Consider the following 23,106-nt stretch of genomic DNA (forward strand, 5'->3'; position numbering starts at 1 on the left):
GAAGAGTGTCGCGGCCGGCGGTGCTAAGGTCTTTCTACCGATCGAATCCAACTCGCCGTATTGCAGCCGTCATTCGATCACCGGGTTGACCGTCCCGACGCCATCGATCGGTAGCTCTCGAGCCCACAACGTCGCCGCACACGTACACGAGGCGTCGTCGCTGGGCCACACGCCACAGTCCGGACACGCGTCTCGAGATTCGGCGTAGTAGTCTTCAAAGCGCTGGACCGGAACGAAATCGTAGCGCTCGAACAGCGGGCGACTCGTCCGACCGTCGGGTCGCTCCCAGCCCCACGCAAAGATCATATCTGCGCCGTAGGCAATCGCCCACTCGAGACGAACTCGGAAGAGTCGATGCCCGATCCCGTAGCCTCGCCACGCTGGATCGACGACGCCGAGACGCAAGACCGCGTTCCGATGCCCGGCGAGTGCGTCGCGATCGAACCGCCCGTCGGGGAGTTGCTCAACCATCGAATCGTGCTCGAGGAGTTCGACGAACCCACCGCCGATGCGGACCGAGTGATCGTCAATATCGTGGGTCGCGATCACGCCACAAACTGCTCGAAGAACCTCGTCTTCATCGTCCCAGCCGGCGATTTGATAGGGACCGTAGGGAAGCCAGTTTGATTCGTATTCGACGCCGAAGTAGTGGTGCCACAGACGAGCGAGGTAGAACGCGTCCGCTCTGCCGTTGGCCTTTCGAACGTTCCATTCCCTCGAGTGCAGCCGTGTCGCCTCGTCTGCTGTTCGTGGTGAGATCATCAGTCGCTTTCACCCTTTCTGACTAATTCTGAGGGTTTCGCTCGGTTCGTTACCTCGAGTGGATGGACTTGTCCGCACGTCTTGCACCGTTTCTTTCGCTCTCGGGTAGTCCGGCTTTCCTCCTCCTCGAGCGTCACCCAGTGATCGACGAGTAGCGGATCAGCACAGCAGCCGACGCCGTCGACCTCCGCCCCACGACCGCAGGTGTGCGCTTTCGCATTCCCCCAGTTTTTCGGGATACGATCACCGCAGTGCTGGCACTTGAGGATTGCAACGCCATTGCGAGTGCCGACCTTGATCATGTTCTGAGTTGTACCTGGATAGGACCCGTCTACGACCGGATCACTATCTCTATTTTCAACCTCGAGCCGTCTGGGGCTGCCGTCCATGACCGATTTCCAATCTAGCCGGATCCAGTACTCATCTTCTGTGGGCGTGTACTCGTTAGGGTCGATCTGCTCCATCGCCTTCGTGAGTTTCTCGTCACTCTGGGGGACGGTGTACGGATTCTCGAGTGAAGGGTTGTAGAGCGACCAGAGATGGCTATCCGTCGCGTGATCGGCATCGGAAGGGGTGAACGCGAGAATGGTCTGGTCTGGCTGATCAGTACCGCTCGAATCCGTTCCACCGTCGGTGACGAGCCGTTCGCTGCTGTAACTCGAGAGGTCGGACTGGTGCTCTACACGGCCAGCGATCTCGAACGCCAGCGCGCCGAGATAGCACTCGCTGTAGCGACAGTAGGCGTCGTCGTCGCGAGCGATCAACTCGTTCTTCCCGCGCCAATCGGGATCGTCGTCGACGAGGTCGACGTCTGGATCACAGATTCTGACAGACCACGTCAGCAGACCGAGCGCACGCTGTTCGGTCACGGTAACGACCATCTGTTCCCGATCGCCCGGCAGTCGGATCAGATCACCGCGGGCGACGAGCTCGGAAACGTCGCCAGTCGTCCGCGGGAACGTCGGTCGCTCGGACTGGATCGGCGTCAGTCGGCCCCGATTGGACTCGAGACACTGTGCTCGAGTGTCGTCGGCGAGGAAGATGATCGCGTACGACGACGGCCCGTAGTGACAGCGGTCGTAGTGGGTCCCGACCGCGTCGTCGGCGAGCGTGCCGTCCGGGAAAAGCCCCTGCCATTGACAGTCGGAGCAACTCGCGAGATAGCCCGTCTCGGCCGTTCGGACCGTTTCTCGAGGGAGCGGCGTTCCGACCTGGATGTCCTCGCGATCGGTGACGTGCATCTATCGGTCACCTCTCGAGGGCGAACTGTCGCCTGCGACAGCGCCGAGTGTTATCTGTTCGTCGGAATCCGGCGTCTGGAACTCTGCACCCCGCGGCGTGTGATCGACGACTCGTCGAAACGGCTTCCAGCCGCCGAGGGCCGGTGATCCTTTGATGGACACCCCGACGAGTTTGCCGGAGTGTATCGCCGTCTCCCGCTCTTCGACCGGCTCGACGACACGCCACTCGGAGTCGCTGTCCTCGAGTCTGACCACATCGCCGGGGCGGAGATCCTCCGATTCGATATCGTTGCTACCCATCACGATCAGCCTCCGCGTTCTGTGTACGGTTTTCCGGCCCCGGATCGATACGCTTCAGCGCCGGAACGCCCTCTGGTTCGTGTTCCGGGCAAGTCCAATAGAGGAACGTTGGACCTGCTGGCGGGCGCATTCCTTCGTACTGAGCCACCGCTGGCACATCTTCGCCGATGTGGTCACGATGTTCGCAGGTCGGCTGTTCAGTACCGCCCATTTATCGATCAGCCTCCGACTGTAGTTGCCGGACGGTCCACTGCTCCAGTTCGGCGTCGGCCGGCTGGTACAACGGGTGCACCGGGTGGCCGTCCTTCGTGGTCTCGAGGGCGTAGAGATCCGCCTCGAGAGTCCGTGCAACCTCGGAAGCGCGATCGTGGAGTGATCCGTTTGCGCCCCACGCAACGACGACTCGATCGGCCTTGTCGCAAACATCACCGAGGTAGTCGTCGTTCTCCGGGCCGACCGGATCGGAGTGATCACGAAGATTCGACGGATCAGGCGTACGGAGTGCGAACAGATTCGCGACGACCAGCGAGCCGTACCCCCAGTCTCTTGCGAAGCCGAGACAGCGCCGGATCGTCGGATCGTCCGCCGACGCGTCGGCCGTGCTCGGATTGAGCATGAGGAATGCTACGGTCGGCTTCTCGACATCCCACGTTCTCGAGAGTCGGTATCGATACTCGCCGCAGTCGCTGAGGACAGCGTCACTCCGGTTGTCTCGAAGCAGAGGCGAACCGCCAGCACCGTCACTACTCATCTCGATCAGCCTCAGTACTGGATGGACCGGCTTCGTCGAACTCGGCCAGCCGCGTGGCGGCCTCCTGCTTCGACACTCCGCGCTCGATAACCTCTCCATCTATCTTGAGGGTCGTTCCCCCCTTCACCTCGTCAGAGTAGTGGGACGCGACGTGTTCGCCGTCCTCAGACACCCAAAGGCATCCTGTGGGGTCGACACTCTCGGCCGTCCATCCCTGCGGAGACGGCACGTCCACCTCAATAGCAGACCCGTCGAACTCTATCGTGAGCGTTTCAACCTCGTGTTCAGGTCCCGTGTCTACTGATCGCAGTTTCTCCTCGAATAGCACATCCTCCGAGGTCGGGAGATCCTGGTTTAGGGCGTCGGCCTCGTACTCCGCACGGCAGGGCTGGCACCGCCAGATGTGCGACCCATCGTGATGCTCACCGACGTACCGATGAAGCGTCTGTTGCTCGCAGTCGTCGCACCAGCGGCGTTCAGTACCGCCCTCGGAAGTCCCGCCATCGGGGATCAACTGAGACTGCTCCGTCGTATCTTCGCTATCCCGGCCGTGATCGCGGACCTCGTGCCGGCGGACGTACCGAATCCAGTCGTTGCACTCGTGGCAGGTTGTTCCCCCAAGGTTGTCGCTCAGCTTTTCCCTAAAACGCCCTCCACAACCCGGGCATTCGATGGGGACTGAGGTAATTTCGTCAACGGAGTCCACGACCACCTCGTGGTCGTAGTCCCATTCCTCAGCATCGTCGTCAGACCCTTTGCCACCTCCATCGGTCATCAACCGAGTCTCGTCGGACTGCGATCGCGTGTACTTGTAGACGATCACCACGGCGAAGGCCCCAAGCACGGCTCCGACAACCTCGGGATGGGTAAGTCCAGAGAGCGATAGGACGCCGGTCGCGAGAATCTTGCGGGCGATCATTGGCCGTCCTCCAGTCGGTCGCGAACAGCGTCCGTCCGCGGTGCGCTACTGTATCCATCGACCGACGCTCGAAGCTCGTCACGGGCGTCCTCGAGCGACTCGAAGACCTCCGATTTCTTGTGGTGGCCGATCGCCTCGAACGGCTCCATGAATTCGCTGTCCTCGCCACGGAGTTCGCGACGGGCGTAGTGGTAGAGCACCATGTACCGGTCCGCCGGCGTCCCAAACTCGGCTGGGCGATGCGGTCGGATCTCGACGGCCGTCAGCACCTCGTCGCCGACATTTTCGAGATTACCAGCCGACTGCTCGAGCCCGAAACTCTCGCGACCGTCGCGTGGGTCGTGGAAGATCACGCCGTCTTCGTCGCCGGCCGCATAGCGGACGTGCCCGTAGTGGGTTCGGGTCTCGAGGTCGCCGCCGATCTCCGGCGTGTCGGCTCCGGTGAGTCCCTCGCTGGCCGTCTCGACTGCGTCATCTGGACTCGAGTGATCGACTACCGTGCCGCCATCGGCCCGCACGGGACTCGTGTGCTGACGCTGCCGATCGTCATGGCTGACAGGAGCAGCCGCGAATTCGATGGTCGCGTTTGTCCCGGTACACTGTTCGTCATCGGGGTTCGGGAGATTCGTCGACACGCTGATTCCGTATTCGGATATCGACAGCGTGTAGCGCGAGAGATTGTCGCGATCGCACACGTCGATATCATACCCGACGTGGCTGTCGTACTCGTCTACGTCGGTCACTTCAACCTCGAGCGTCCACGATCCCCGCGAGTGCGTCTTGTCGTAGGAGACGACGAGCTCGTCGCCGTACTCGAGCAGACGCGGGATCGGCACGTACTCACGATTCTGTTCGTCATCTGCGGTGGGGTGTGTGCAGTTCATCTACAGTGGTCACCCGCTGGTTTCCCAGCGTCTATGACAGACATTCGTTGCCAGTGACTTATATTTTACTATTGAAGTGGCATATTGGAAGAAGGATTGACCAGACTCGAGAGTCTATTCCACCACGAATCGCCTGATTCAGCGCGACTCGAGGGCGCGCTGTGCCGAACGGTCGTTTCTGATCGCCGCGTTCAGTTTATAGACGATACTCACGGGCAGTTCGTCCCAGCCTCTGTCGTCGTCGACGAACGCTTTCCAATCTTGCAGATCCTTGTCCTCGTAGTCCTCGAGACACACCGCTTGGACAACCGGCCCACGAACGCGGAACCAGTACATCCCAGCGTTGTCGGGAAGGAATCGCTTACGGTCACAGACAGTCACGAACACCGTCATCGTCCGCTTGTCCATGTGATGGTACGCCCCTTCGGCATCTTTCCCGATGTAGCCATACCACGACCCTGAGAGTTCGAGCGCGATTTCGCCCTCGCCGGCCTCCGGATCGGCAATTTTCGCTCTGCGCTCCGTCGTGGTCACATCGGCGTCGGTTTCCCGTGCCATACGCTAGTATTGTCGTGGAGGGCCTTAGTGTTTACTATTGATTAAGCATATAATAGTGTCTGGCGAACAGTTCATCTTGAACAGGTTTATTTGAGTTTATTTAGAATAACAGATTGCACACCCCTTAGTGAGTACCATGCTCGGTACTGGTTCGTGATCAGATCCCGCCGAACCCGCACATCACTATTGTGGATGGGGACGTTAATCGTGCGAGTTGTCGGAACTCTTCGCTAATTCGATGACTTCTACTTCCCAATCGTGGGTCGAGCCACGTGTTTGAAACTCCCATGCACCACGGACATCGACTTCAGCGTCGGTTGCTCGTTCAATCGCCTCCGCCAAGACGGCTTCGAACTCGTCGGGGTTACTAATCGGGATATCTGCAAGTTGATCTCGTGTCATGGGTGGTCTGGCCATCGAACCGCGACCCGAAGATGTGGTGTAACCTGCGCTCTTCGTCTCCCGCAAGGTCCAACTTTGCGAAGGGTTTCGGTTCACTGTCATCTAATCCCGCCACTCATAAAGACCTACTGTTGTGCATGGCACACCATGCCTTTCTGATGGGGATGGCACACCATGCCACCTCTTTTTACCTGCGTCGGCCCCACATTCAAATCCCGGCAATGACCGTCATCGCCCATCTCCGAATTCCTTCCGATTCTTTCGAGTTGGGGCGGATTCTCAAACTGGGATCAGAGACCACAATCAAACTAGAAAACATGGTCCCCCTCGGTGAGAAAGCCGTCCCATTCTTCTCGGTGAGTGAAGAGGTACGAGATTCCTTCGAGAGGAACGTTAGTAACCATCCCTCGGTCAAGAATATCACCGAAGTGAGTCGCCACAACAACGAGCGACTCTATTCCATAGACTGGAATGTCGGCCGTGATATCTTTTTCCAAGGCATCCTTGAGAACGGGGGCCACTTATTAGGCGCAACAGGGAAGAAGAATACCTGGGAGTTCGAACTTCGTTTCCCCACCCACGATGCGCTCGGTGAATTCAAGGAATACTGTGAGAGCGCTCACATCCAACTCGAAGTTGGGCGGATCTATAACCCCGTGAAACCGGGGGATTCCTTGTGGTATGGGCTGACCGATGCACAGCAGGAGACGCTTGTACGGGCAGTTCAAGGCGGGTATTACTCGATTCCACGGCAGATGTCAACTCAGGATCTCGCAGACACACTGGACATCTCCGATCAGGCCGTCACTGAGCGATTACGTCGCGCTATCATGACGCTGGTCGAGAACACCCTCATCACCCTCGCCGAGGAAGAAGCGGAGACATTTGAACCCGTAGAGTGACCAAGCACAATCCTGCTATGGACTCAGCTCCATCAGTTATCGTTATCAGGTGTAGATACCATCACAGTAATTGATAGTTCCCTTGTTCACCATGCAGAATACGGAAACCCGCTTGTAGTGTATATTCCAGGGACGCCAGCGACAAGAGAGAAGATTCAAACAGACTCCAGTAATGACTTATGGATGATAAACACCCGACGAGCGACTGGTCACTAATCCAATCAGGTGAGGGAATTATACCTCGTGATGGTGGCTCCGCATATTGTCTTACGTATGATTCGGGTACTGATGACCCGAGTATTGCTGTCATCGTCTTGGCGGCGGCCATCACTGAAACTGATCCTACGGAACTCGATACATTGCATTCTGCTATTGATTCCAGCGCACTGGATCGTCTTATATCGACCACTCAACAGGACTGTCGCATACGTTTTGAGTACGCGGGCCTCGAGATAACTGTTGATAGCTCTGAAATAGTCGCTCGCAACTGCGAGCAGGAAGCAGAGAATTAAAATGACTGAAGAGTCCGTTGGATGCTAATCATATGGGTTTCATTTTATGATCGTACAAGATTCTGACCCTCTTCCAGAGGATTTAGAATTTATTTAAAAATATAACATATTTAATAAAATGGTATAGTCATTATATTTGTCTCATGCACCACAGAGCAGTAGTCACGTGTCAAATGGAAGATTTCCAAGAAAATCATCACTCTGATAGTCAAGATGATCCAACCGAGAACCAAGCAGTTCCCGGGTAAGGACCACTAAGGGATTAGTAGTTCCGTCACCGATCATCGCGACCTCCGTTTTCGTTCCATTAGTACCCTCGTTCCAGAGTCCGACGACAACGGTCTCCCGATCAGCGAACACAAGTCGACTCACCTTGGGATAGCTCGCCTGTTCATACATCCAATCCATCTGTGGGTCCCATACAGTCGCTTCTGGAAGTTGCTCTCGAAAGAACTTCCGAGCCTCTTGGCTTTTCGCTCCGGCATGAAATTCGACGCCGCGTTCGATCGCATTCTCCGCATGCGGAAGACAGGCCTCATCAAGCAAGTCGTCGGTGGCATAAATTAGAAACAGTTCATCTTCTGCTTGATCAGCTAATTTTCGACTGTAATCGTATACATCTTCCTGACCTTCGAGCCGTCCAACAGTGTATTCGCCTGCTTTCCGTCCTATCGTTGTCCCTGAAAGCAGTTCGTTGAGCACATCTCTCCCCATCCATTCGGCATCACCTGCTGAGGAGTTGCCCTCAGTGACAACGTTTTCGTCACAGTCGTACTCGATCAGTCCTGCTTCATCAAGTTGCGGCAGATACTGATGATGGAGCGAGAGAACGGGTTGATTGAGTTCAGCTTTGTCTGTTGAACTAAGTCGTTCAGCGATTTCGGTCACTGAAAGTTTGTGAGAAGCATCATTGATTATGGTTAATATTTCACGGTTAGTATCGTCAGTAAGTAACCGAATGATTTCTTTGTCCTGCGGATCCATTACACTGAGATATTCGTGTGAGAGTTATAAGATAAATGGCTCTACTCACCTACACGATACCTGAATTATAATCTGTCAATGTTCATTGACGGTCGTATCTTTTTCAGCGGTCAATAAGCGAGTGTAGTGAACGTGTAGTTCACACAGAACATTTGAAGAATAGGTTTTAACGGTGTCTCAAGAGTCGAAATCAGGATCAAAGTGGGGATTCTGTTCACACCAATAGAATGAATTTCTCATCATAGGTAGTCGAAAATCATCCGGCGTCATACAAGCGCAACACATACCTTGGCTGTCCGAGGTATTAAGTATCGAACGTTCATCTCTTTAGATACGATTCCGGCACAGTAGACGCCCGGAATCCGACCGCAAATGACTGCACACACCCCTTCAAACGAGCAGCCAGTAGCATCGCCTCCCGATACGGACTCAGAGTCCGACGATCACGACGGCAGTGCTGACGCAGAACAGCCGCCCTCGCTTGATGACCTTGCAGATGACGAATTGATCTGCTGTCAGAACCCGAACTACGAATTTCTGACGTGGTTCTACGAGCTCGACGACGACGACGGCAACGTGCTCACGTACCACCAACTCGAGGACTTCGAGGGTACCACGGGGACGAATCGAATTGATGCCGATCGCTCGATCGCCGCCGACGGAGTAACCACGACGGTCGTCGAGCGGGACGTGCTCGAGAAACGCCAGCAGATGGCTCGAGGTGACGACTAATGGAGCGTGTCACCCACCGAATGCCGACACGGCTCGTCAACGCTCTCGAGTCACTCGCCGATGCTGGGCACTATCCGAATCGAAGTGAGGCGCTTCGAGATGCCGCCCGCACACTGATCAACACCCACGACGAGATCGGGCAGACCGTCCGCGCCGACGGGGAAGGGCGCGAGAGTGAGATCGATATCGATTCCAAGGCGGAACGCCAGCACCGAAAGAACCGACGCGACGACTACGGCACGCTCAATCCCACGTTAGAACTACTGATCAGCAGCGAACTCGAGGCGGAGATCCCGATGGTTCTCGCCCATTCGAACGCTGACGGCGGGCGGGTTGTGTCAGCGAACGGGGGACGGGAGACGGTCACGGTCGAACTTACCTATCACGTCGACGGCCGCCTCGGCGTCTTTGGGGACAGTAAGACGGATCCCGAAGCCGTCCGCGTCGTTCGACTCGGGAACGTCTATGCAGCGCTCGAACCCGAGGATACAGTTCGCGATCTCTTCGTGAAAACGGGCGTGCCGGCGCATTTCCCGGACACGCTTGAGGACGCACTTACGTGCTATGCAGTCGTTCACGCCGACGAAATGGACGGACACATGCGGCCGAACGAGGATGCGTACGTGAACTTCGATCTCTCGAATGTCGATGACGGCGACGATCTCGAGACGAACCTGGTCTCGGATCGTGACGAACCGGTGTATCCCACCGGTGACGGTGAAACGGGTGGTCGCAATGAATGACAGTGTCCAATCTGTGAACGGTACCGATCACTCGAGTGGTCGGAACCTCTTGCTTCCACAGGAGCACTGGTCCCGTCCAATCGGACGAACTCGTCCCGACGAGAGCACTTTTGCAGCATACACTGATCCGCAGCACTCACAGACGCCGACGACGCGCTTGTGCTGTGTCATACTGTTCCCCCGGTTCGTCAATATTATCTCGATTAACGACTATATTGTTATCGATTTCTGTTTACGCAAGGCTAACCCTGTTCACCGATGCCAATCACTACACACGGTTATTGATCAACAAGAGGCGGATCCCGATGCGTGAGGCCACGTCTCTCAAAGAGTTCCACGAGGACCGTCTCAAGGAATCCGAAGATACCGTGTTCGATGTCGACGGCGAGTATGTGATTATCAAGTTTGACAACGGGGAGACCTACGCCCTCGTCGCTGACAGAGTCGCACAGGCTTGGGCAAGCGAGATCGACGTTCCGGAGCAGATCGACGAAAGTGACCGGAAAGCACGTCTTGACTTTTACCAAAAAGAGCGGCAGAGAACGCTCGAGAACACGGACCTTCTCGCCAAGTGGGCGAAAACCGAGATGTCATGGAGTGAGATCGAGCGTAGTGCGGTTCGGATCCATCAGGACAAACCGCCTCTCTCGGATCGGCTACAAGATGCCGATGTTGAGGTTAGATCACTCTCCTCTAAAACCGAAACCCCAGGTGAAACCCATGAGTAACAGCGCTCAGTCTACGGACAGAACTGATCACTTGATCGGTCGAAACTCGGCCCCTCCACAGGGACAAACCGCGCCTGTTCCAATCAATCTAATTTCCCCGTCTGGCCAGCGGCGAGCAGCGTATGGTGAATTACAGTCGGTACAGACAGCTACTATTCGGTTTGCTTTCTGTGCACCGTTCATACTGGATCCACAACCGACTATTGGCTTCCGCACACCCCCTACTTGGTTAGGAACGGCCCATGATTGCTCACTACACACGGCTACTGATCGGCAAAAGGTGGGTTCCGATGTCTGAGAGCCGCGAATGCAATCAGACGGCCTATGACGAACAGCCGGACAAGCCCGAAGATGATCTCCACGAACTCCCGCCGAGTGCGAAACTCGTCTACAAGATCCTCGAGTACGAGGACGAACTGACACAAACACAACTCGCCGAAGAGAGTCGGCTTCCGGTTCGGACAGTCAGAGAGGGACTCCGGCGACTCGAGGCGATCGACGCCGTCGACTCGCGGACGAACATGCGGGATGCACGGCAATCGATCTACCAAACCACGGAGGTGACCGTCGATGCAGAGTGAAAACGACGATGGATGGTTCGATTTCGATCCTGTACCGGTCGATCAGATCGAGGTCCACTGGCAGCATCCACGCACCGAGCTCGAGTTGCCGTTGCTCCTCGTGTGGCCGAGTCCGTCGATCAACGAGTGGGCAGCGGTCGTCGAGAACGGCGTTGCGACGGTCGTCTGCCACGAGTGGCTCTACGAGACGGAAGTCGAGATCGAAACCGACGACGGCAGCGTCAAAACGGACACTGAGATCGAAAAGCGTGGTGAAGAATGGGGCAAAGACGAGGCAATCCCGGGTCACGTCGCCAAAGCGTTACTCGAGTACGAGGGCGAATACGGCCCCGTCCATGAGGTTCGGAATCCGTACACGCTCGCGTCCGACACAGGCGGTGACGAGTCCACGACTGACGAAGAACAGCAGACACTCACGGACGGCGGGAATGCGATCGTGACCGAGTCCGAGTCCAAGTCCGATCACAAGATCGCCGAGGCGTTCGTCGACGGGACCGATCTGATTCCCCATCCGGTCAACGGGCAGGTCCCGATCTACGACGGTCACCCGCCGGATACCCATCTCCCAGCATGGAAATGTTCCAACTGCGGTGAGACGAGTCCGACGATCCTCGAGTTCTGGCGAGCGGACCGAAATCGCGACCGACTCATTCAAGAGCGCGAAGCGTACGAGTACGGGACTGACGAGTGGGACGCCTACAACGAAGGCGTTCATCACTATCGAGATCGGATCGATCGGCTGTTCTCGGCGCTCTCAGCGGAAGTGTCCTCGTGGGTCTTGAACGAGGTCCTCAGTCATGAGGGACGATTCTTCGAACCGTATCCCGACGAACAGACTGAGTGTGCGGATATAGACGGTGATGCCGATACATATAGCACTACAGCAGATTCCGAGGCGTGCGATACCTGCGGAATTGAGAAAATCGGCGGCCGATGCTTAACACGGTCGTGCGAAGACCGACACCTGAGCGTCGACACGGTTTTCGGAGGTGACGCCGATGCCGAGTGACGGTCACGATCGCGGCCTGCATACGAAATACGAGGTCCGGGAAGACGGCGAGCCCGTCGATGGCTTCGTCTTCGTCCTCGAGCCAGAATCAGACGAGGCGGCACGCGAAGCGTTGTGGACGTACGTCTCGGAAACGGACAACGAGGAACTGTCCGAGGATCTCAAAGCACGGCTTCTCGAGACTGTCGGCACGGTCGAGGGGGGGGGTGATCAGGGTGAGTGAGTCCGGCAACTCCTCGAGCAGTAGTGAACGACAAGTGGGGTCGCGCTCTACTGTCTACGAAGGATCATGCCCGACTATTATTGTCACTCGTGTATGCAGGAATTCTTCGTCGAAGTCGAGAACGAGTACGGTACTTACGAATTTCAACGATGTCCGAACTGTGGCAGCGCGAAGACAACACTCGCGTATTAGTCTAATTCAAGTTGATCCTGTCAGAGATCACCGTTCCCTTCGCACGGCCACCGATCACCAGGAGGCAGATTTCGATGCGTAACTCGAGCGAACACACAGACGACCAGGAAGAGCGCCAGCAGACGTTCGAGAGCATCCAACGGCAGATCGCGAAGGTGAATACGTCATCGTCCCGTGCCGTCACGCGGTCTGTTGCACTGTCGAACTCGATCAACCCAGCGTCGGATCTCGAGGCCGTCCATTCAGCGCTGCTCGAATCGCTCCAGAACACTAGCCAGATTCTAGATCGTGTCGAGACCGAGATCGGGACCCTCGAGTCGGAGTATGCGAGTCCGACGCCGAGTCAGATCACCTCCGAGCACGCCGATCGGATCACAGAGACCTACGACGGGCCGGTCCGCAATCTCGCGCTCATGTTGCTCTCGCGGAACCGCCGGGAGTGGCTCCACGAGAAAGCCGATTTGAACGGCGCTGAGCAGGTCCGCCGGCACGGACTCACCGAGAACCAGCGAACGTGGTTGAACGAACTGCAAGAGGCATGGAGGGCCTACGATACCGATGACGACTGACCAACCGCTCATGCAGACGACGACATCGACAGCGCCGGCGACAAAAACGACGAGACACACGGACCAGTCGCTCCCCTACGAATGGCGGGCGGTCGATCACGGCGGGGAGACACTGGTCATCCGCGACGTACCCGAGGGATTACCTGAGTGCTACCGGATCGCCGGCCGGACACTCGAGGCGTGGGTGTTGGCCTTCGCCGATGCCGTCCTCTACGATGGTTCCATCGTCGAACCCGCCTACGACGAGACGACAAAGCGGATCCGGCTCACGCACGCATTCGCGGGGACGACGGCACGACTCCGCGAAGAGCAGCGACTCGACGACGCCGTGGTCCTCCTCGAGCGCTGTGATCGCGTCGATCTCGACGAACGACTCGGTCCGAATTCGGGTGGTCGCAGTGACTAATACGTCACATCCCGTCGGTACTCAACGACACGTGCAGGACGATGAGGACGCGACTGTCGGTCCAGACAAAGCCGACCGGCCACCAATCGAGGGGATGAATCCAGCGGCGAAACTCGTCTATATCGTCCTCAAACGGGAGGGAGAACTATCTACAAGTGAACTAGCCAAACAGACATGGCTCAGTCTCAGAACCGCCCGGCGTCGGGCGGCATATCTGAAAGCAGCGGGGTACGTCGAAAGTCGGCAGAATCTCCGAAACCCTAACGAGAAGGTATACGGCCTTTGCTCGGAGGGGCGAGCACCGGACAGCGAGACAACTGGTGATCGCCATGACTGAGCGGATGGACCGCGGCGTCATGAGAGCCTTCGTACAGTTACTCGAGGCCGGCGAAAAGATATCGGTCGAAGCCCGTGATAAGACCCGAACGCTCGAGGTGACCGAACCGGCACGTCACGTCCGGGATGCGTACCAAACGACGGGCCACTACGTCGGACTTGCCGGCTACGGCACCCACTATACGCTGTGTGTTCCCGATGCAGCGACCGAGCACGTCCGGTTGCGATACCCACAGAGTCCGGGCCTTGGCGAGCGTGTGTACGGTCTCGAGCGAACACAACGGAACAGCAGGGACCCAGCGACTGCGGAACCGATCGGGACCGCCGGCCCGGAACTTGTCTCGGATACGACGGCCGCCGATATCATCGACTGCGATCCGGAGGATGGATTTCGATGAGCGTGTCCGATCGCCTTCCCCGACCGACAGCCGGCGCGACTAGCCGACTCGAGCGCACCATAGCAATCCTCGAGACGCCTACAGCCAAGTCCGCGCTTGGAACGCTTGCGTGGACCATGCTATTTCTCGCGGCGTTTGCAGACCTGTTCACGACCGCCTACGGCCTCGGGATTGGTGCTCGAGAGATGAACCCTATCGGTCAAGGCCTCCTCACGAGTCACGGGCTCGCAGGGATTGCACTCTCCAAACTCGTCGTGATCGGGATCGTTATCGCGGGCTCGGTCGCGACCTACGCGGTCGAACGGCGCTTTCGAGACGGGCAACCCGTGTGGTGGCTGTACTATCCAGTGCTGGCCGCACCGATCTGGATGGGCGCTGCCGCGTGGAACGCACTGCAGATTACCGGGGTGATCGGATGATCGACCCCGTGACGATCGATCCAGACAGTGATGAGCTCGCCGCGCGGATCGACGAGACGTGACGCAAGTGCCCTAACAGTAGTTAGTGTACAGTTTCTTTATTCAAATCTTCCGTGAAATTCGAGTTTATTATAATATGTTCATTGGTAAACAAGATATATTATTTTATTTCTCGGGGACTTTTGGTTCTGCACACTATAGTATCAGTATGTCTATCGATCCATCAGGAGAGAGAAAGTGGGCTGACCGCTGGGATCAAATGTTTGAGTCACTATCGGCTGAACCACGACGTACCATCATAATATCATTGTCAGAAAAGCCGACCGAACGACGACTCCTGTTGCCCGAAGCCGCGGAGTCGCCCAACCAATCGGTAGATTCCGAGACGTTGTCCACCCAATTACGCCATCGTCACCTTCCGTTACTCGCCAATGCAGGCTACATTCGGTGGACATCCGACCCGTTCTGCGTCCAGCGTGGACCCAACTTTGCCGAGGCGGCATTCATTACAAATAAAATACTCAACTCAGTTGATGAAATTCCAGAAAGTTTGGTCAGGAACTGTAAGATTATCTCAAAGATGGATGAGAATGAATCAGACTGATCTTATCACCGCCGTCATTGATACTGTGGCCGCTACTGATGGGGTTGATTCAACAGAACTTGATCCGCTGTACGAATACATCGATCCAGAAGTACTAGCTAAACTTGATGACGCTAACCAAGGGACATGGAGTTTCACCTTTCAATACATGGATCATCAAATCACAGTTACTTCTGAAAGTCAAATTCTCATCGATGGGGTTACCCATTCTACAGACATGTCGATGGGATAATTGGAGGTTTAGACTACTATCTACTGTTATCGAAAATAGCCGACCAACGGTTGTCAGTCCGGCATTCACGCTCGAGTTTGTAGAACACCAATGCGATTACGGTACGAGAGCAAAAGAAGCTCTCCGCGACCACTAATCGGAGTGAGCGCTGTTCTCACGGCCGGACTGCTGGTGTTGCTCGAGTTTGTCCTCCAGTTCGATCAGTTTTTTCGTGACGGGCGTCTCTGCAAGCCGGTAGCCCGACGCATTTCCGTGTTCAAATTTCTCGAGGATACCGTATTCCTCGAGTCGGTCGGCGTGTTGGTAAAACGTCCCTCTCGAAATATCGGCATGATTGCAAATATCGCAGACACTATGTGGTTCTGAACGTATATCCAGTAGGACTGACACGATACTCGCTGCAGCACCCGTCTCGAACACCAGTGCAACCTCCGGTTCAATCGCGTTGTCTGTTATCCCCATCAAATTGGTAATGTGCGTCCGATATAATAAACTGAGTGTCTACTGAGTCGTACACCCATTGTCATACGGCCAATTTTACCCTAAATTACCATCTATATCTGGAGTGAATAGTGGTGAAGTCGCAAGGATTATTACATTCGGGAATAGAGAAAGCGGTGCCGCATTTCAATCTGCACACACCCCTCACGTCGCTCGGGAGACCGGAGCGGCAGGGGACGGTTTCACCGTCCTCACTTTCAATATACTATCGTAAACATAGTAGATAGATTACCATTTCTGCGTTAAGAAAATAGAGGGTCAAGATTTAGAGAACGTAACTCAAGTACTCGGGTCGACCGTCGGTTAGAACTGGCCGCCTCGAGTGAAGTGCAGCATTTTCGCGACAGCGTGGCTCTCGCACTTCTGCAGCAGGTAGCCGTGACCTCGTGTGGACCAGAGACTCCGCTGGGGCACTGACTCTGGCCCCTCGCAGACGAGGACGTTGAAGCCCTTCGAGACGCTCGAGTCTTCGATTCGGACCCACGCGCCACTATCATGCTGGAAACAGACTGAGGTCGGTTCGTCGCCGGCAGTGGCGGTCCATGCGTCGGCAGCGCCGTCCCAATCGTGGATTGGGTCAGTCTCGCCGGCGGTCTGGATGATCTCGACGGCGTCGACGAACTCGGACAGCACGCGCGAACCGACGTCTTCCCAGTCGGGATCGCTGACGATCGCCGACGCGTCGCTTCGCGGATTCGATTCGACCGATTCAACAGTTGGCTTCGGGTTGCCGTTCGAACTCGTGTGTGGTTCGTTCATCTTCATGGTCACCATCGCGCCGGTTTCCCAGCGCGTACTCTATACTCTCTCAGGGAGGTACTTAACTATTACTATTGTATACGCATTTCTAAAACACACTCGAGAAAGAGAGGATCTTTCTCGGAACGATCGAGAGTATTATAGAACAATTTACACCAACGGTGTTGATCTCACCTATCGTTAGATACAGGGGAACGCTGTACCACATTGATACCGATCTCTCATGTCCGGTCAGGAACGATGTGATTATACTGAAGTTGGACTCGCCAGCATTTTCCAAACATAGATTCGCATGATATTACACACATAGTGATGATGGGGGCATCGCAACACTATAGAATTCGCTCTATAGAGTACGGGTAATGAGCCTCGGGAAATGGTCGGGTTCCTCCTCGTTCGGACGGAACTTCGTTGTGGCCCTCGGTGGACTCTTCGTCGTACTCGCAGTCAGCTATCCTGCTCTCCCCACCGTCGACGAGTCGGCGGTCAAAACTTGGGCTGTGCTCGGCATTCTAGTCGGTATTCCCGGTCTCCTCCTGATATACGGTGGCTATCAGTTGTCACAAACAGACATCCGTCCCGAACTCTATCCGACTATCAGCACGTGGTGTCTTCGTGGCATCGGGACCGGCCTCGTCATCATGCTCCCTCTTATTCTTGCGAGTGACGACCCGAATATCGTCGGAAATACCCTCTTGCTTACGGCACTGGGAAGTTTTGCAGGATTCGGCGCGGGAAGATACGACGCACAGGCCAAAACACGGCAGCTCGAACTTAAAGAAACGGTTGAGCAACTTGAGAGTTCGAACAAGCGCCTCGAACGCCACCAGCAGTTCACCGACGATATTCTCGATGCAATCGATGACGTGTTCTATGTGGTAGACGAAAATGGAACTCTCAAACGGTGGAACCAAAGCCTCTCGAAGGTGTCTGGCTACACCGACGAGGAAATTGCATCAATGACTATGGTTGACTTCTTCGACGGCGATAATCGTGATGCAGCCGTAGCTGCGGTCCGCAACAGCTTCGAGAGTGGCTCGGTGAATGTAGAACTCGATTTACGTACCAAGGATGGCGAGACCATCCCCTTCGAGTTCGTCGGGTCCACGCTTGAGGATACGTCTGGAGACCTCGTTCTGGCCGGTATCGGGCGCGATGTGACGAACCGGGTCGAACGTGAACAGGAACTCCAGCGCGTCCGCGAGCGGATGGAGTTCGCTCTCAATGCGACAGATGCAGTCGTCTGGGACTGGAACGTCGATGACGATCAGGCCACGTTCTATCCCTCGGCCGAGTCGCTGTATGGGACCACAGTTGAAACCTGGCAGGATTTCATCGACGTGATCCATCCGGAAGACCGGGAGAAGACACAAGAGGGTATCGAGACCGCTCTCGAAACGGGCGAGATGAAGCACGAAGAGATCCGTATCGTCCAAGACGGAGACGTGCGGTGGATCGAGGCCCCTGGACACCCGGTCCAGGAAGATGACGGTCCGACACGGATGGTCGGTGTGGCCAGGGACATCACCGAGCGAAAAGAATACGAGTACAAACTCGAGGAATCGAACGAACGCCTCGAACAGTTCGCCTACGCCGCCTCTCATGACCTCCAAGAACCGCTGCGGATGGTCACGAGCTATCTCCAACTGCTGGAGAACCGGTACGCGGACGACCTCGATGAGGATGCAGAGGAGTTCATCGAGTTCGCCGTAGACGGGGCCGACCGCATGCGTGACATGATCGACAGTCTCCTTGAGTACTCCCGAGTTGAGACGCAGGGCGAGCCGCTCGAACTGGTCAACCTCAACGAAGTGGTCCAAGACGTACGCGACGATCTCGATGTACGCATCACCGAAAGCGATGCCGACGTAGAGATCGAGGAGTTGCCTCGTGTGATGGGAGATAAGCGTCAGTTGCGTCAACTATTTCAGAATCTGCTGGATAACGCTATCGAGTATAGTGGTGACGAGCCACCACAGATACAGATTTCTGTCGAACCAAATAATTCGATGTGGGAGGTGGCAGTCCAGGACGAGGGGATTGGCATCGACCCAGATGAGCAAGACCGTATCTTCGAGGTGTTCCAGCGGCTACATTCCCACGATAACCACCAAGGCTCGGGCATTGGTCTAGCACTGTGCCAGCGAATCGTCGAACGTCACGGGGGTAACATCCAGGTCGAGTCTGAACCGGGTGAAGGAACGACGTTCTCATTTACCCTTCCAATGGGTGATACACCGGTTTAGTAAGAAGATTGCCACGTTGGTTATGAACACGACGATTAGTACAGTTGATGGACTGATCATCATAGTATGTGCCAGACTATAACTCAGAGGACCGATCAGTGCCATCCATGGGCACTGAAAAGGAGAAGATGTTGAATGGAGAGTTATACGACCCCGACGACCCTGAACTCGTTGCCGAACGCGAACATGCACGAGAACTCACGAGGCGCTACAATCGCACGACGGTACACAACGAGGCCGAACGGAGGGAGTTGTTAGAGGAACTCTTCGGGTCACTCGGCGATGGGTGCGTCGTCGAGCCCCCGTTTCGGTGTGATTACGGATACAACATCCACGTTGGCGAGAACTTCTTCGCGAACTTCGATTGTGTCATCTTAGACGTGCGCCGAGTGGACATTGGCCAGAACTGCCAGATTGCACCGGGCGTTCATATTTATACGGCAACCCATCCACTCGATGCGAGCGAGCGGATCAAAGGGCCAGAGTACGGCAAACCAGTGACAATCGGTGATAACGTCTGGATCGGTGGGCAAGCGGTGATCAATCCCGGCGTATCGGTCGGCGACAATTCCGTCATCGCATCAGGAGCCGTCGTCACCGAGGATGTTCCAGAGAACGTTGTTGTTCAGGGGAATCCTGCTACAGTCGTGAAAGAGTTGGACTGACGGAATTCCTCCGCAAGATACGCAGACCCATCTAACGGCTGGTTCGACCACACAACTATTGAAATGAATCTCTTGGAAAGAATTCTATGACACCCTCCAGAACGGTCCAAAACCACGTATTCGGCGTTAGTTCCGATCAGCGTCTGGATCGTTGTCGGGCGTGATCGCCTCCATGACTCTCGCCATGGGCTCGCCTTTCGCTTTCAGTTCTTCTATGGTCTCATGGCTCGCCGGGCGGTCTTGGCCGTCGAAGACAGTGACCGAACCAACCCGCGCCTCTGGGTCGTCGGGATCGTAGTTCAAGCGGAAGTAGCCCGGCCCGTTCCACGGGTACGCGCGAATTTCGCCGGCCTCTGTATCGTGACTGACAATCGCACCGACCACCTCCGCCCGATCCCGGAGGCTGTCGGCGGCCTCGCGAGCCGGCTGGTCGGCCGGAAAGTCGAGCTCGCCCTCGAGCAAAATCTGTCCATCATCCCACTTCGGATTGCTGTTTTCCCACATCGGCCGGTATGCAGGCTCAAGGTGGGTCTTTCCGGTCAGAATCTCTGCCACCGATTCGTCGGACGTCGTTGTGTCGTTCGTCATAGTCGTGGTCACCGTCGCGCCGGTTTCCCGGCGTCTACGACATCCATTCGGCGGACGGTACTTAGATTTTACTATTGTATTCGCATATACAATAAAGAGAGGATGAATTCCGGCCGTCGCTCGGCCGGTCGGTTAGCTACGATTCGGGTTTTTTGATCGTCTCGAAACCCAGCGCAACGACCGCCTTGAGCACATATTCGGGATGCTGTTTCGGCGATTTTCGCGCCCGAACCGTCGACTCGCTCAGGATATCGAACCCTGAAACGAGCGTGCAGTTCGGATACCGGCGCTCGAGCAACAACACGTCGCGTTCGTGGTTGCGATAGGAACGAACTTCGACAGTCTGTTCCTGGTAATATGGTGGATGAGCCACCGTGCCGGTTGTTTTCGCGATCGGTTCGCCGTCGATTGGAATGGAGTCCATTTGTCGCGGTCACCTTGTGGCCCGGTTTCCCCGGCCACGTTCACACTATCACGAGGTAGCCACTTAGTAGTTACTATTGTATGCGCATTTTCAAGCTGCGACTATCTAGCTACTTCACCACTCTCTGTCCGTTTTTAAAATGCGTTCCCAATAGTAAGTATTAAGTCGGTGGCGTTTGTTCGCACACATGCGGGCGCGCGAAAGCGAGAGTCCGCACGGTGACCACGACGATGGACTTCAAACCAGATTTGGACGACCCGACTGCGATCGAATCGACCGGGCGTGAGTTGCCCGAACCGCCAGCCTACAACCGTCCGTACGAACCGGGAGACGCCGGTTATGACTCGGCACAGAAATCCGGCCACTACGGGATCATGCATACTGCAGAGTACGCATGGGACAATGTGCGTTGTACGGCCGAAGCCTACGGTGAGAGCGGCTACGACGGCCACAAGGGTGGCTGGGCAAAGACGGTCAACGGCAAGCCCCGCCGATCGCTCAATTTCCACACGACGTGGATGGACATTGACGAGGCGATAGACTGCGTTCGCGAAATCGGCAGCTACAACCGATTCAGCGCCGAGCGTGTCGTCGCTGTGCTCGAGGCGTGTCCAGACAATACGCAGTTCGTCGTTGGCCGCGAGAGTTCGCCGGCGATGTATCTGTGGACGGACAAGCCCGCCGACGTGATGAACGTGCTGACGCTTGCACTGCCGGACGAACTCGACGCATATCCCGACGCCGAGAGCTACCCGGTTCTGACGATCGGCAAGCGAATTCACGAACTCGAAGACCACGAAGAACCCACTCTCATTCGGTGCTGGCACGACTAGCGCAACGACAGTAGAACACCGATCTAATTTTTTCGCGAGTGGCAACGTCGGCCGCCGGTCGTGATTTCCTTGCCACGCTTGAAATGCTTCTTCAATAGTAACTACTAAGTACCGTCCGCCGAATGGATGTAATACGCGCTGGGAAACCGGCGCGATGGTGACCACGACTATGAACGACTCTATCACGCTGACGCACACCGACGACGCGACGATCGTCGAGACCGCTGTTGCACTGAAATGCGAATTACTCCGGAAAACGTCCGGACCCGCACAGATCGAAGCCGACACGTACCGCGGGAACGCGCCCGAGTACCGGCTCAAGGCTGCGATCCACGGCTGGCAGCAGTGGAACGCCACCGTCGCCGAACAGTTCGTGGCCGACTGTATCGATGTCGCCTGCAGCGAACTCGAAAATAACTGGTTTCAAGCCCTCGAGTCGATCGGACACCCGGCTGTGGGGGACCTCTAATGGAGGCCATCGTTGCCGAGGTCATCGGAGACCTCGATCGGGAAGACCTCGTCGACGAACTGACGGGCCGTGGCGGTGGACTTCGCCCCTCGAAGCCCTCTGCTGACGGGCTCACGCAGTATCTGTGGCGAATGGCCCGCTTTCATTCGGGCTACGATAACTCGATGCCGGTCACAGCGGCGTGGTGGCTTCAAGACTACCTCGATGAACACGATATCGACGCAAGCGTAAGCGGGGTTATCGACGACGCCGGCAAACAGATCACATCTGCGCTCGAGGTGTTCGTCGACGCGCTGCTCGTCGATCTCGGTGAGCGAACCGGCGAAGCGGCAAAGCGTTGGCAGCAGGTTGGCGCGTTCTAATTGGCGACACGTTATTTTGACTCAGTTGTGATTTTATTCGGTAGATTCTTGCTCTCGTGAAACTGCTGCTCATTATCCCTGCGAATAAGACGGACTGTAGTAGATCGCTCTCATATTTTTACCAGTAATCCCTATAGGCTATATTCCAAGGATATCAAATGTTTTAAATCTCTTGGTGTGGGTATTGTAGAACGAAATGGGGGAGTTAAGTGCTGAATGCAGACAACACTTAAAGGAAGCGTTACAGAACGAGGATCCATCAGAGAAGGATTTCCACGTTCGACAAGTACTACAGGTGTCTGGTGTAGATGATCTTCCGGAAGATCTGAAATAAGACATCCGCTTCTCACTAATCGGCTTTCGGAGGAACCGCATCTATTTACGCTATTCAATAACTTGTTGAAATTCATCGCTTACTAAGGCTCAACAGAGTCTCTATTCTGGTTTCGTCGACTGAGATTTATTTCTCGCTATTTATAAAATGCATATTCAATAGTAAACACTAAGTACCGTCCGCCGAATGGGTGTAGTACGCGCTGGGAAACCAGCGCAACGGTGACCACGACTATGACAGACGAAACCAACCCGAACGACAGTATCGAAGTCGACGAACACGTTACGTACCACGACGAAGGCGTTTCGTTCGAGGTGACGATGCAGCACGGCTCCGCGAGCGACCGAACGAAGGTCAAAGCAAAACTCAAGTCCGAAACGCTCGAGGACTTCAGCGGCGAGAAAGAGGAGTTCCTTGACGAGGTTCGCGACGGCGCTGAGAAAGCGGCTAACGACCACGAAGCGGTCTTCAACGACGAATAGAATTAGGGACTAAACTCCCTGCTTTTCGACTGAAGTTGTGCTAGCACGGCACGTGA

General features: G+C 55.8%; 32 protein-coding genes. 19 read left to right on the forward strand and 13 right to left on the reverse strand.

Annotation, left to right across the window (positions count from 1 at the left end):
- Positions 1–69 precede the first annotated feature (69 nt).
- The 8 genes from ACJYUO_RS18755 to ACJYUO_RS18790 form a co-directional block, all read right to left on the reverse strand.
- Positions 70–762 carry a GNAT family N-acetyltransferase gene (locus ACJYUO_RS18755; protein ID WP_494346860.1) on the reverse strand — a complete coding sequence of 231 codons (693 nt, stop codon included), beginning with the start codon at positions 760–762 and terminating at the stop codon, positions 70–72.
- Complete coding sequence (locus ACJYUO_RS18760; RefSeq protein WP_494346861.1) at positions 762–2,003, reverse strand: hypothetical protein; 1,242 nt, start codon at positions 2,001–2,003, stop codon at positions 762–764. The genes ACJYUO_RS18755 and ACJYUO_RS18760 overlap by 1 nt, the downstream gene beginning before the upstream one ends.
- A complete protein-coding gene (locus ACJYUO_RS18765) occupies positions 2,004–2,303 on the reverse strand; it encodes a hypothetical protein (protein ID WP_494346862.1) in 300 nt (99 codons plus the stop codon).
- 211 nt (positions 2,304–2,514) lie between these two features.
- A complete protein-coding gene (locus ACJYUO_RS18770) occupies positions 2,515–3,054 on the reverse strand; it encodes a DUF1643 domain-containing protein (RefSeq protein ID WP_494346863.1) in 540 nt (179 codons plus the stop codon).
- Positions 3,047–3,973, reverse strand: coding sequence for a hypothetical protein (locus ACJYUO_RS18775; RefSeq protein ID WP_494346864.1), 927 nt, complete (start codon positions 3,971–3,973; stop codon positions 3,047–3,049). The genes ACJYUO_RS18770 and ACJYUO_RS18775 overlap by 8 nt, the downstream gene beginning before the upstream one ends.
- Positions 3,970–4,857, reverse strand: a complete 888-nt coding sequence (locus ACJYUO_RS18780) for a hypothetical protein (RefSeq protein ID WP_494346865.1) — start codon at positions 4,855–4,857, stop codon at positions 3,970–3,972. The genes ACJYUO_RS18775 and ACJYUO_RS18780 overlap by 4 nt, the downstream gene beginning before the upstream one ends.
- Before the next feature lie 138 nt (positions 4,858–4,995).
- On the reverse strand, positions 4,996–5,415 hold the full coding sequence (locus ACJYUO_RS18785; protein WP_494346866.1) for a hypothetical protein: 420 nt from the start codon (positions 5,413–5,415) through the stop codon (positions 4,996–4,998).
- Between the two features lie 201 nt (positions 5,416–5,616).
- Positions 5,617–5,817, reverse strand: a complete 201-nt coding sequence (locus tag ACJYUO_RS18790; RefSeq protein ID WP_494346867.1) for a hypothetical protein — start codon at positions 5,815–5,817, stop codon at positions 5,617–5,619.
- 221 nt (positions 5,818–6,038) lie between these two features.
- On the opposite strand from ACJYUO_RS18790, the gene ACJYUO_RS18795 reads away from it, so the two are divergent.
- Together ACJYUO_RS18795 and ACJYUO_RS18800 are read left to right on the forward strand one after the other, a co-directional pair.
- On the forward strand, positions 6,039–6,719 hold the full coding sequence (locus ACJYUO_RS18795; protein WP_494346868.1) for a helix-turn-helix domain-containing protein: 681 nt from the start codon (positions 6,039–6,041) through the stop codon (positions 6,717–6,719).
- A 179-nt stretch (positions 6,720–6,898) separates the two neighbouring features.
- The gene (locus ACJYUO_RS18800; protein ID WP_494346869.1) at positions 6,899–7,231 is read left to right on the forward strand and encodes a HalOD1 output domain-containing protein; all 333 of its coding nucleotides are present in this window, start codon (positions 6,899–6,901) and stop codon (positions 7,229–7,231) included.
- A gap of 162 nt (positions 7,232–7,393) precedes the next feature.
- Here the strand turns inward: ACJYUO_RS18800 and ACJYUO_RS18805 are convergent, their stop codons facing one another.
- On the reverse strand, positions 7,394–8,215 hold the full coding sequence (locus ACJYUO_RS18805; RefSeq protein WP_494346870.1) for a DUF7344 domain-containing protein: 822 nt from the start codon (positions 8,213–8,215) through the stop codon (positions 7,394–7,396).
- 372 nt (positions 8,216–8,587) lie between these two features.
- Here ACJYUO_RS18805 and ACJYUO_RS18810 point away from each other — a divergent pair, with 372 nt between their 5' ends.
- From ACJYUO_RS18810 to ACJYUO_RS18860, 11 genes are all read left to right on the forward strand, one after another.
- A complete protein-coding gene (locus ACJYUO_RS18810; RefSeq protein WP_494346871.1) occupies positions 8,588–8,947 on the forward strand; it encodes a hypothetical protein in 360 nt (119 codons plus the stop codon).
- Positions 8,947–9,690 carry a ribbon-helix-helix domain-containing protein gene (locus tag ACJYUO_RS18815; RefSeq protein WP_494346872.1) on the forward strand — a complete coding sequence of 248 codons (744 nt, stop codon included), beginning with the start codon at positions 8,947–8,949 and terminating at the stop codon, positions 9,688–9,690. The genes ACJYUO_RS18810 and ACJYUO_RS18815 overlap by 1 nt, the downstream gene beginning before the upstream one ends.
- Positions 9,691–9,995: 305 nt before the next feature.
- Positions 9,996–10,418, forward strand: a complete 423-nt coding sequence (locus ACJYUO_RS18820) for a hypothetical protein (RefSeq protein ID WP_494346873.1) — start codon at positions 9,996–9,998, stop codon at positions 10,416–10,418.
- 290 nt (positions 10,419–10,708) lie between these two features.
- Complete coding sequence (locus ACJYUO_RS18825) at positions 10,709–10,999, forward strand: ArsR family transcriptional regulator (protein WP_494346874.1); 291 nt, start codon at positions 10,709–10,711, stop codon at positions 10,997–10,999.
- On the forward strand, positions 10,989–12,008 hold the full coding sequence (locus ACJYUO_RS18830; RefSeq protein WP_494346875.1) for a hypothetical protein: 1,020 nt from the start codon (positions 10,989–10,991) through the stop codon (positions 12,006–12,008). The genes ACJYUO_RS18825 and ACJYUO_RS18830 overlap by 11 nt, the downstream gene beginning before the upstream one ends.
- Positions 11,998–12,231 (forward strand): hypothetical protein, encoded by a 234-nt coding sequence (locus ACJYUO_RS18835; RefSeq protein ID WP_494346876.1) that lies wholly within the window; start codon positions 11,998–12,000, stop codon positions 12,229–12,231. Before ACJYUO_RS18830 ends, ACJYUO_RS18835 begins: the two co-directional genes overlap by 11 nt.
- A 266-nt stretch (positions 12,232–12,497) precedes the next feature.
- Positions 12,498–12,992 carry a hypothetical protein gene (locus ACJYUO_RS18840; protein ID WP_494346877.1) on the forward strand — a complete coding sequence of 165 codons (495 nt, stop codon included), beginning with the start codon at positions 12,498–12,500 and terminating at the stop codon, positions 12,990–12,992.
- Positions 12,982–13,398, forward strand: a complete 417-nt coding sequence (locus ACJYUO_RS18845; protein WP_494346878.1) for a hypothetical protein — start codon at positions 12,982–12,984, stop codon at positions 13,396–13,398. The genes ACJYUO_RS18840 and ACJYUO_RS18845 overlap by 11 nt, the downstream gene beginning before the upstream one ends.
- Positions 13,399–13,727: 329 nt before the next feature.
- On the forward strand, positions 13,728–14,132 hold the full coding sequence (locus tag ACJYUO_RS18850) for a hypothetical protein (RefSeq protein WP_494346879.1): 405 nt from the start codon (positions 13,728–13,730) through the stop codon (positions 14,130–14,132).
- Positions 14,129–14,551 carry a DUF5658 family protein gene (locus tag ACJYUO_RS18855; protein WP_494346880.1) on the forward strand — a complete coding sequence of 141 codons (423 nt, stop codon included), beginning with the start codon at positions 14,129–14,131 and terminating at the stop codon, positions 14,549–14,551. Before ACJYUO_RS18850 ends, ACJYUO_RS18855 begins: the two co-directional genes overlap by 4 nt.
- A gap of 533 nt (positions 14,552–15,084) precedes the next feature.
- Positions 15,085–15,387 carry a HalOD1 output domain-containing protein gene (locus ACJYUO_RS18860; RefSeq protein WP_494346881.1) on the forward strand — a complete coding sequence of 101 codons (303 nt, stop codon included), beginning with the start codon at positions 15,085–15,087 and terminating at the stop codon, positions 15,385–15,387.
- A 132-nt stretch (positions 15,388–15,519) separates the two neighbouring features.
- On the opposite strand, the gene ACJYUO_RS18865 is transcribed toward ACJYUO_RS18860, so the two are convergent.
- Positions 15,520–15,849, reverse strand: coding sequence for a winged helix-turn-helix domain-containing protein (locus tag ACJYUO_RS18865; RefSeq protein WP_494346882.1), 330 nt, complete (start codon positions 15,847–15,849; stop codon positions 15,520–15,522).
- Between the two features lie 342 nt (positions 15,850–16,191).
- Entirely contained in the window at positions 16,192–16,662 is a 471-nt protein-coding gene (locus ACJYUO_RS18870; protein WP_494346883.1) for a hypothetical protein, read from the reverse strand.
- A 347-nt stretch (positions 16,663–17,009) separates the two neighbouring features.
- Between ACJYUO_RS18870 and ACJYUO_RS18875 the strand changes: the two genes are divergently transcribed.
- Both ACJYUO_RS18875 and ACJYUO_RS18880 read left to right on the forward strand, forming a co-directional pair.
- On the forward strand, positions 17,010–18,893 hold the full coding sequence (locus ACJYUO_RS18875) for an ATP-binding protein (protein ID WP_494346884.1): 1,884 nt from the start codon (positions 17,010–17,012) through the stop codon (positions 18,891–18,893).
- Positions 18,894–19,000: 107 nt separating this feature from the next.
- On the forward strand, positions 19,001–19,558 hold the full coding sequence (locus tag ACJYUO_RS18880) for a sugar O-acetyltransferase (protein ID WP_494346885.1): 558 nt from the start codon (positions 19,001–19,003) through the stop codon (positions 19,556–19,558).
- Positions 19,559–19,684: 126 nt separating this feature from the next.
- On the opposite strand, the gene ACJYUO_RS18885 is transcribed toward ACJYUO_RS18880, so the two are convergent.
- Together ACJYUO_RS18885 and ACJYUO_RS18890 are read right to left on the reverse strand one after the other, a co-directional pair.
- Positions 19,685–20,146, reverse strand: coding sequence for a hypothetical protein (locus ACJYUO_RS18885; RefSeq protein ID WP_494346886.1), 462 nt, complete (start codon positions 20,144–20,146; stop codon positions 19,685–19,687).
- 136 nt (positions 20,147–20,282) lie between these two features.
- Positions 20,283–20,570 (reverse strand): hypothetical protein, encoded by a 288-nt coding sequence (locus tag ACJYUO_RS18890; protein WP_494346887.1) that lies wholly within the window; start codon positions 20,568–20,570, stop codon positions 20,283–20,285.
- A 230-nt stretch (positions 20,571–20,800) separates the two neighbouring features.
- On the opposite strand from ACJYUO_RS18890, the gene ACJYUO_RS18895 reads away from it, so the two are divergent.
- From ACJYUO_RS18895 to ACJYUO_RS18910, 4 genes are all read left to right on the forward strand, one after another.
- Complete coding sequence (locus tag ACJYUO_RS18895; RefSeq protein ID WP_494346888.1) at positions 20,801–21,403, forward strand: hypothetical protein; 603 nt, start codon at positions 20,801–20,803, stop codon at positions 21,401–21,403.
- Between the two features lie 169 nt (positions 21,404–21,572).
- Complete coding sequence (locus ACJYUO_RS18900; protein WP_494346889.1) at positions 21,573–21,872, forward strand: hypothetical protein; 300 nt, start codon at positions 21,573–21,575, stop codon at positions 21,870–21,872.
- Positions 21,872–22,234 (forward strand): hypothetical protein, encoded by a 363-nt coding sequence (locus ACJYUO_RS18905; protein WP_494346890.1) that lies wholly within the window; start codon positions 21,872–21,874, stop codon positions 22,232–22,234. Before ACJYUO_RS18900 ends, ACJYUO_RS18905 begins: the two co-directional genes overlap by 1 nt.
- 567 nt (positions 22,235–22,801) lie before the next feature.
- Positions 22,802–23,050 (forward strand): hypothetical protein, encoded by a 249-nt coding sequence (locus tag ACJYUO_RS18910; RefSeq protein WP_494346891.1) that lies wholly within the window; start codon positions 22,802–22,804, stop codon positions 23,048–23,050.
- Positions 23,051–23,106: the final 56 nt, after the last annotated feature.

The sequence above is a fragment of the Natrinema sp. CRL1 genome (genome assembly GCF_059162405.1).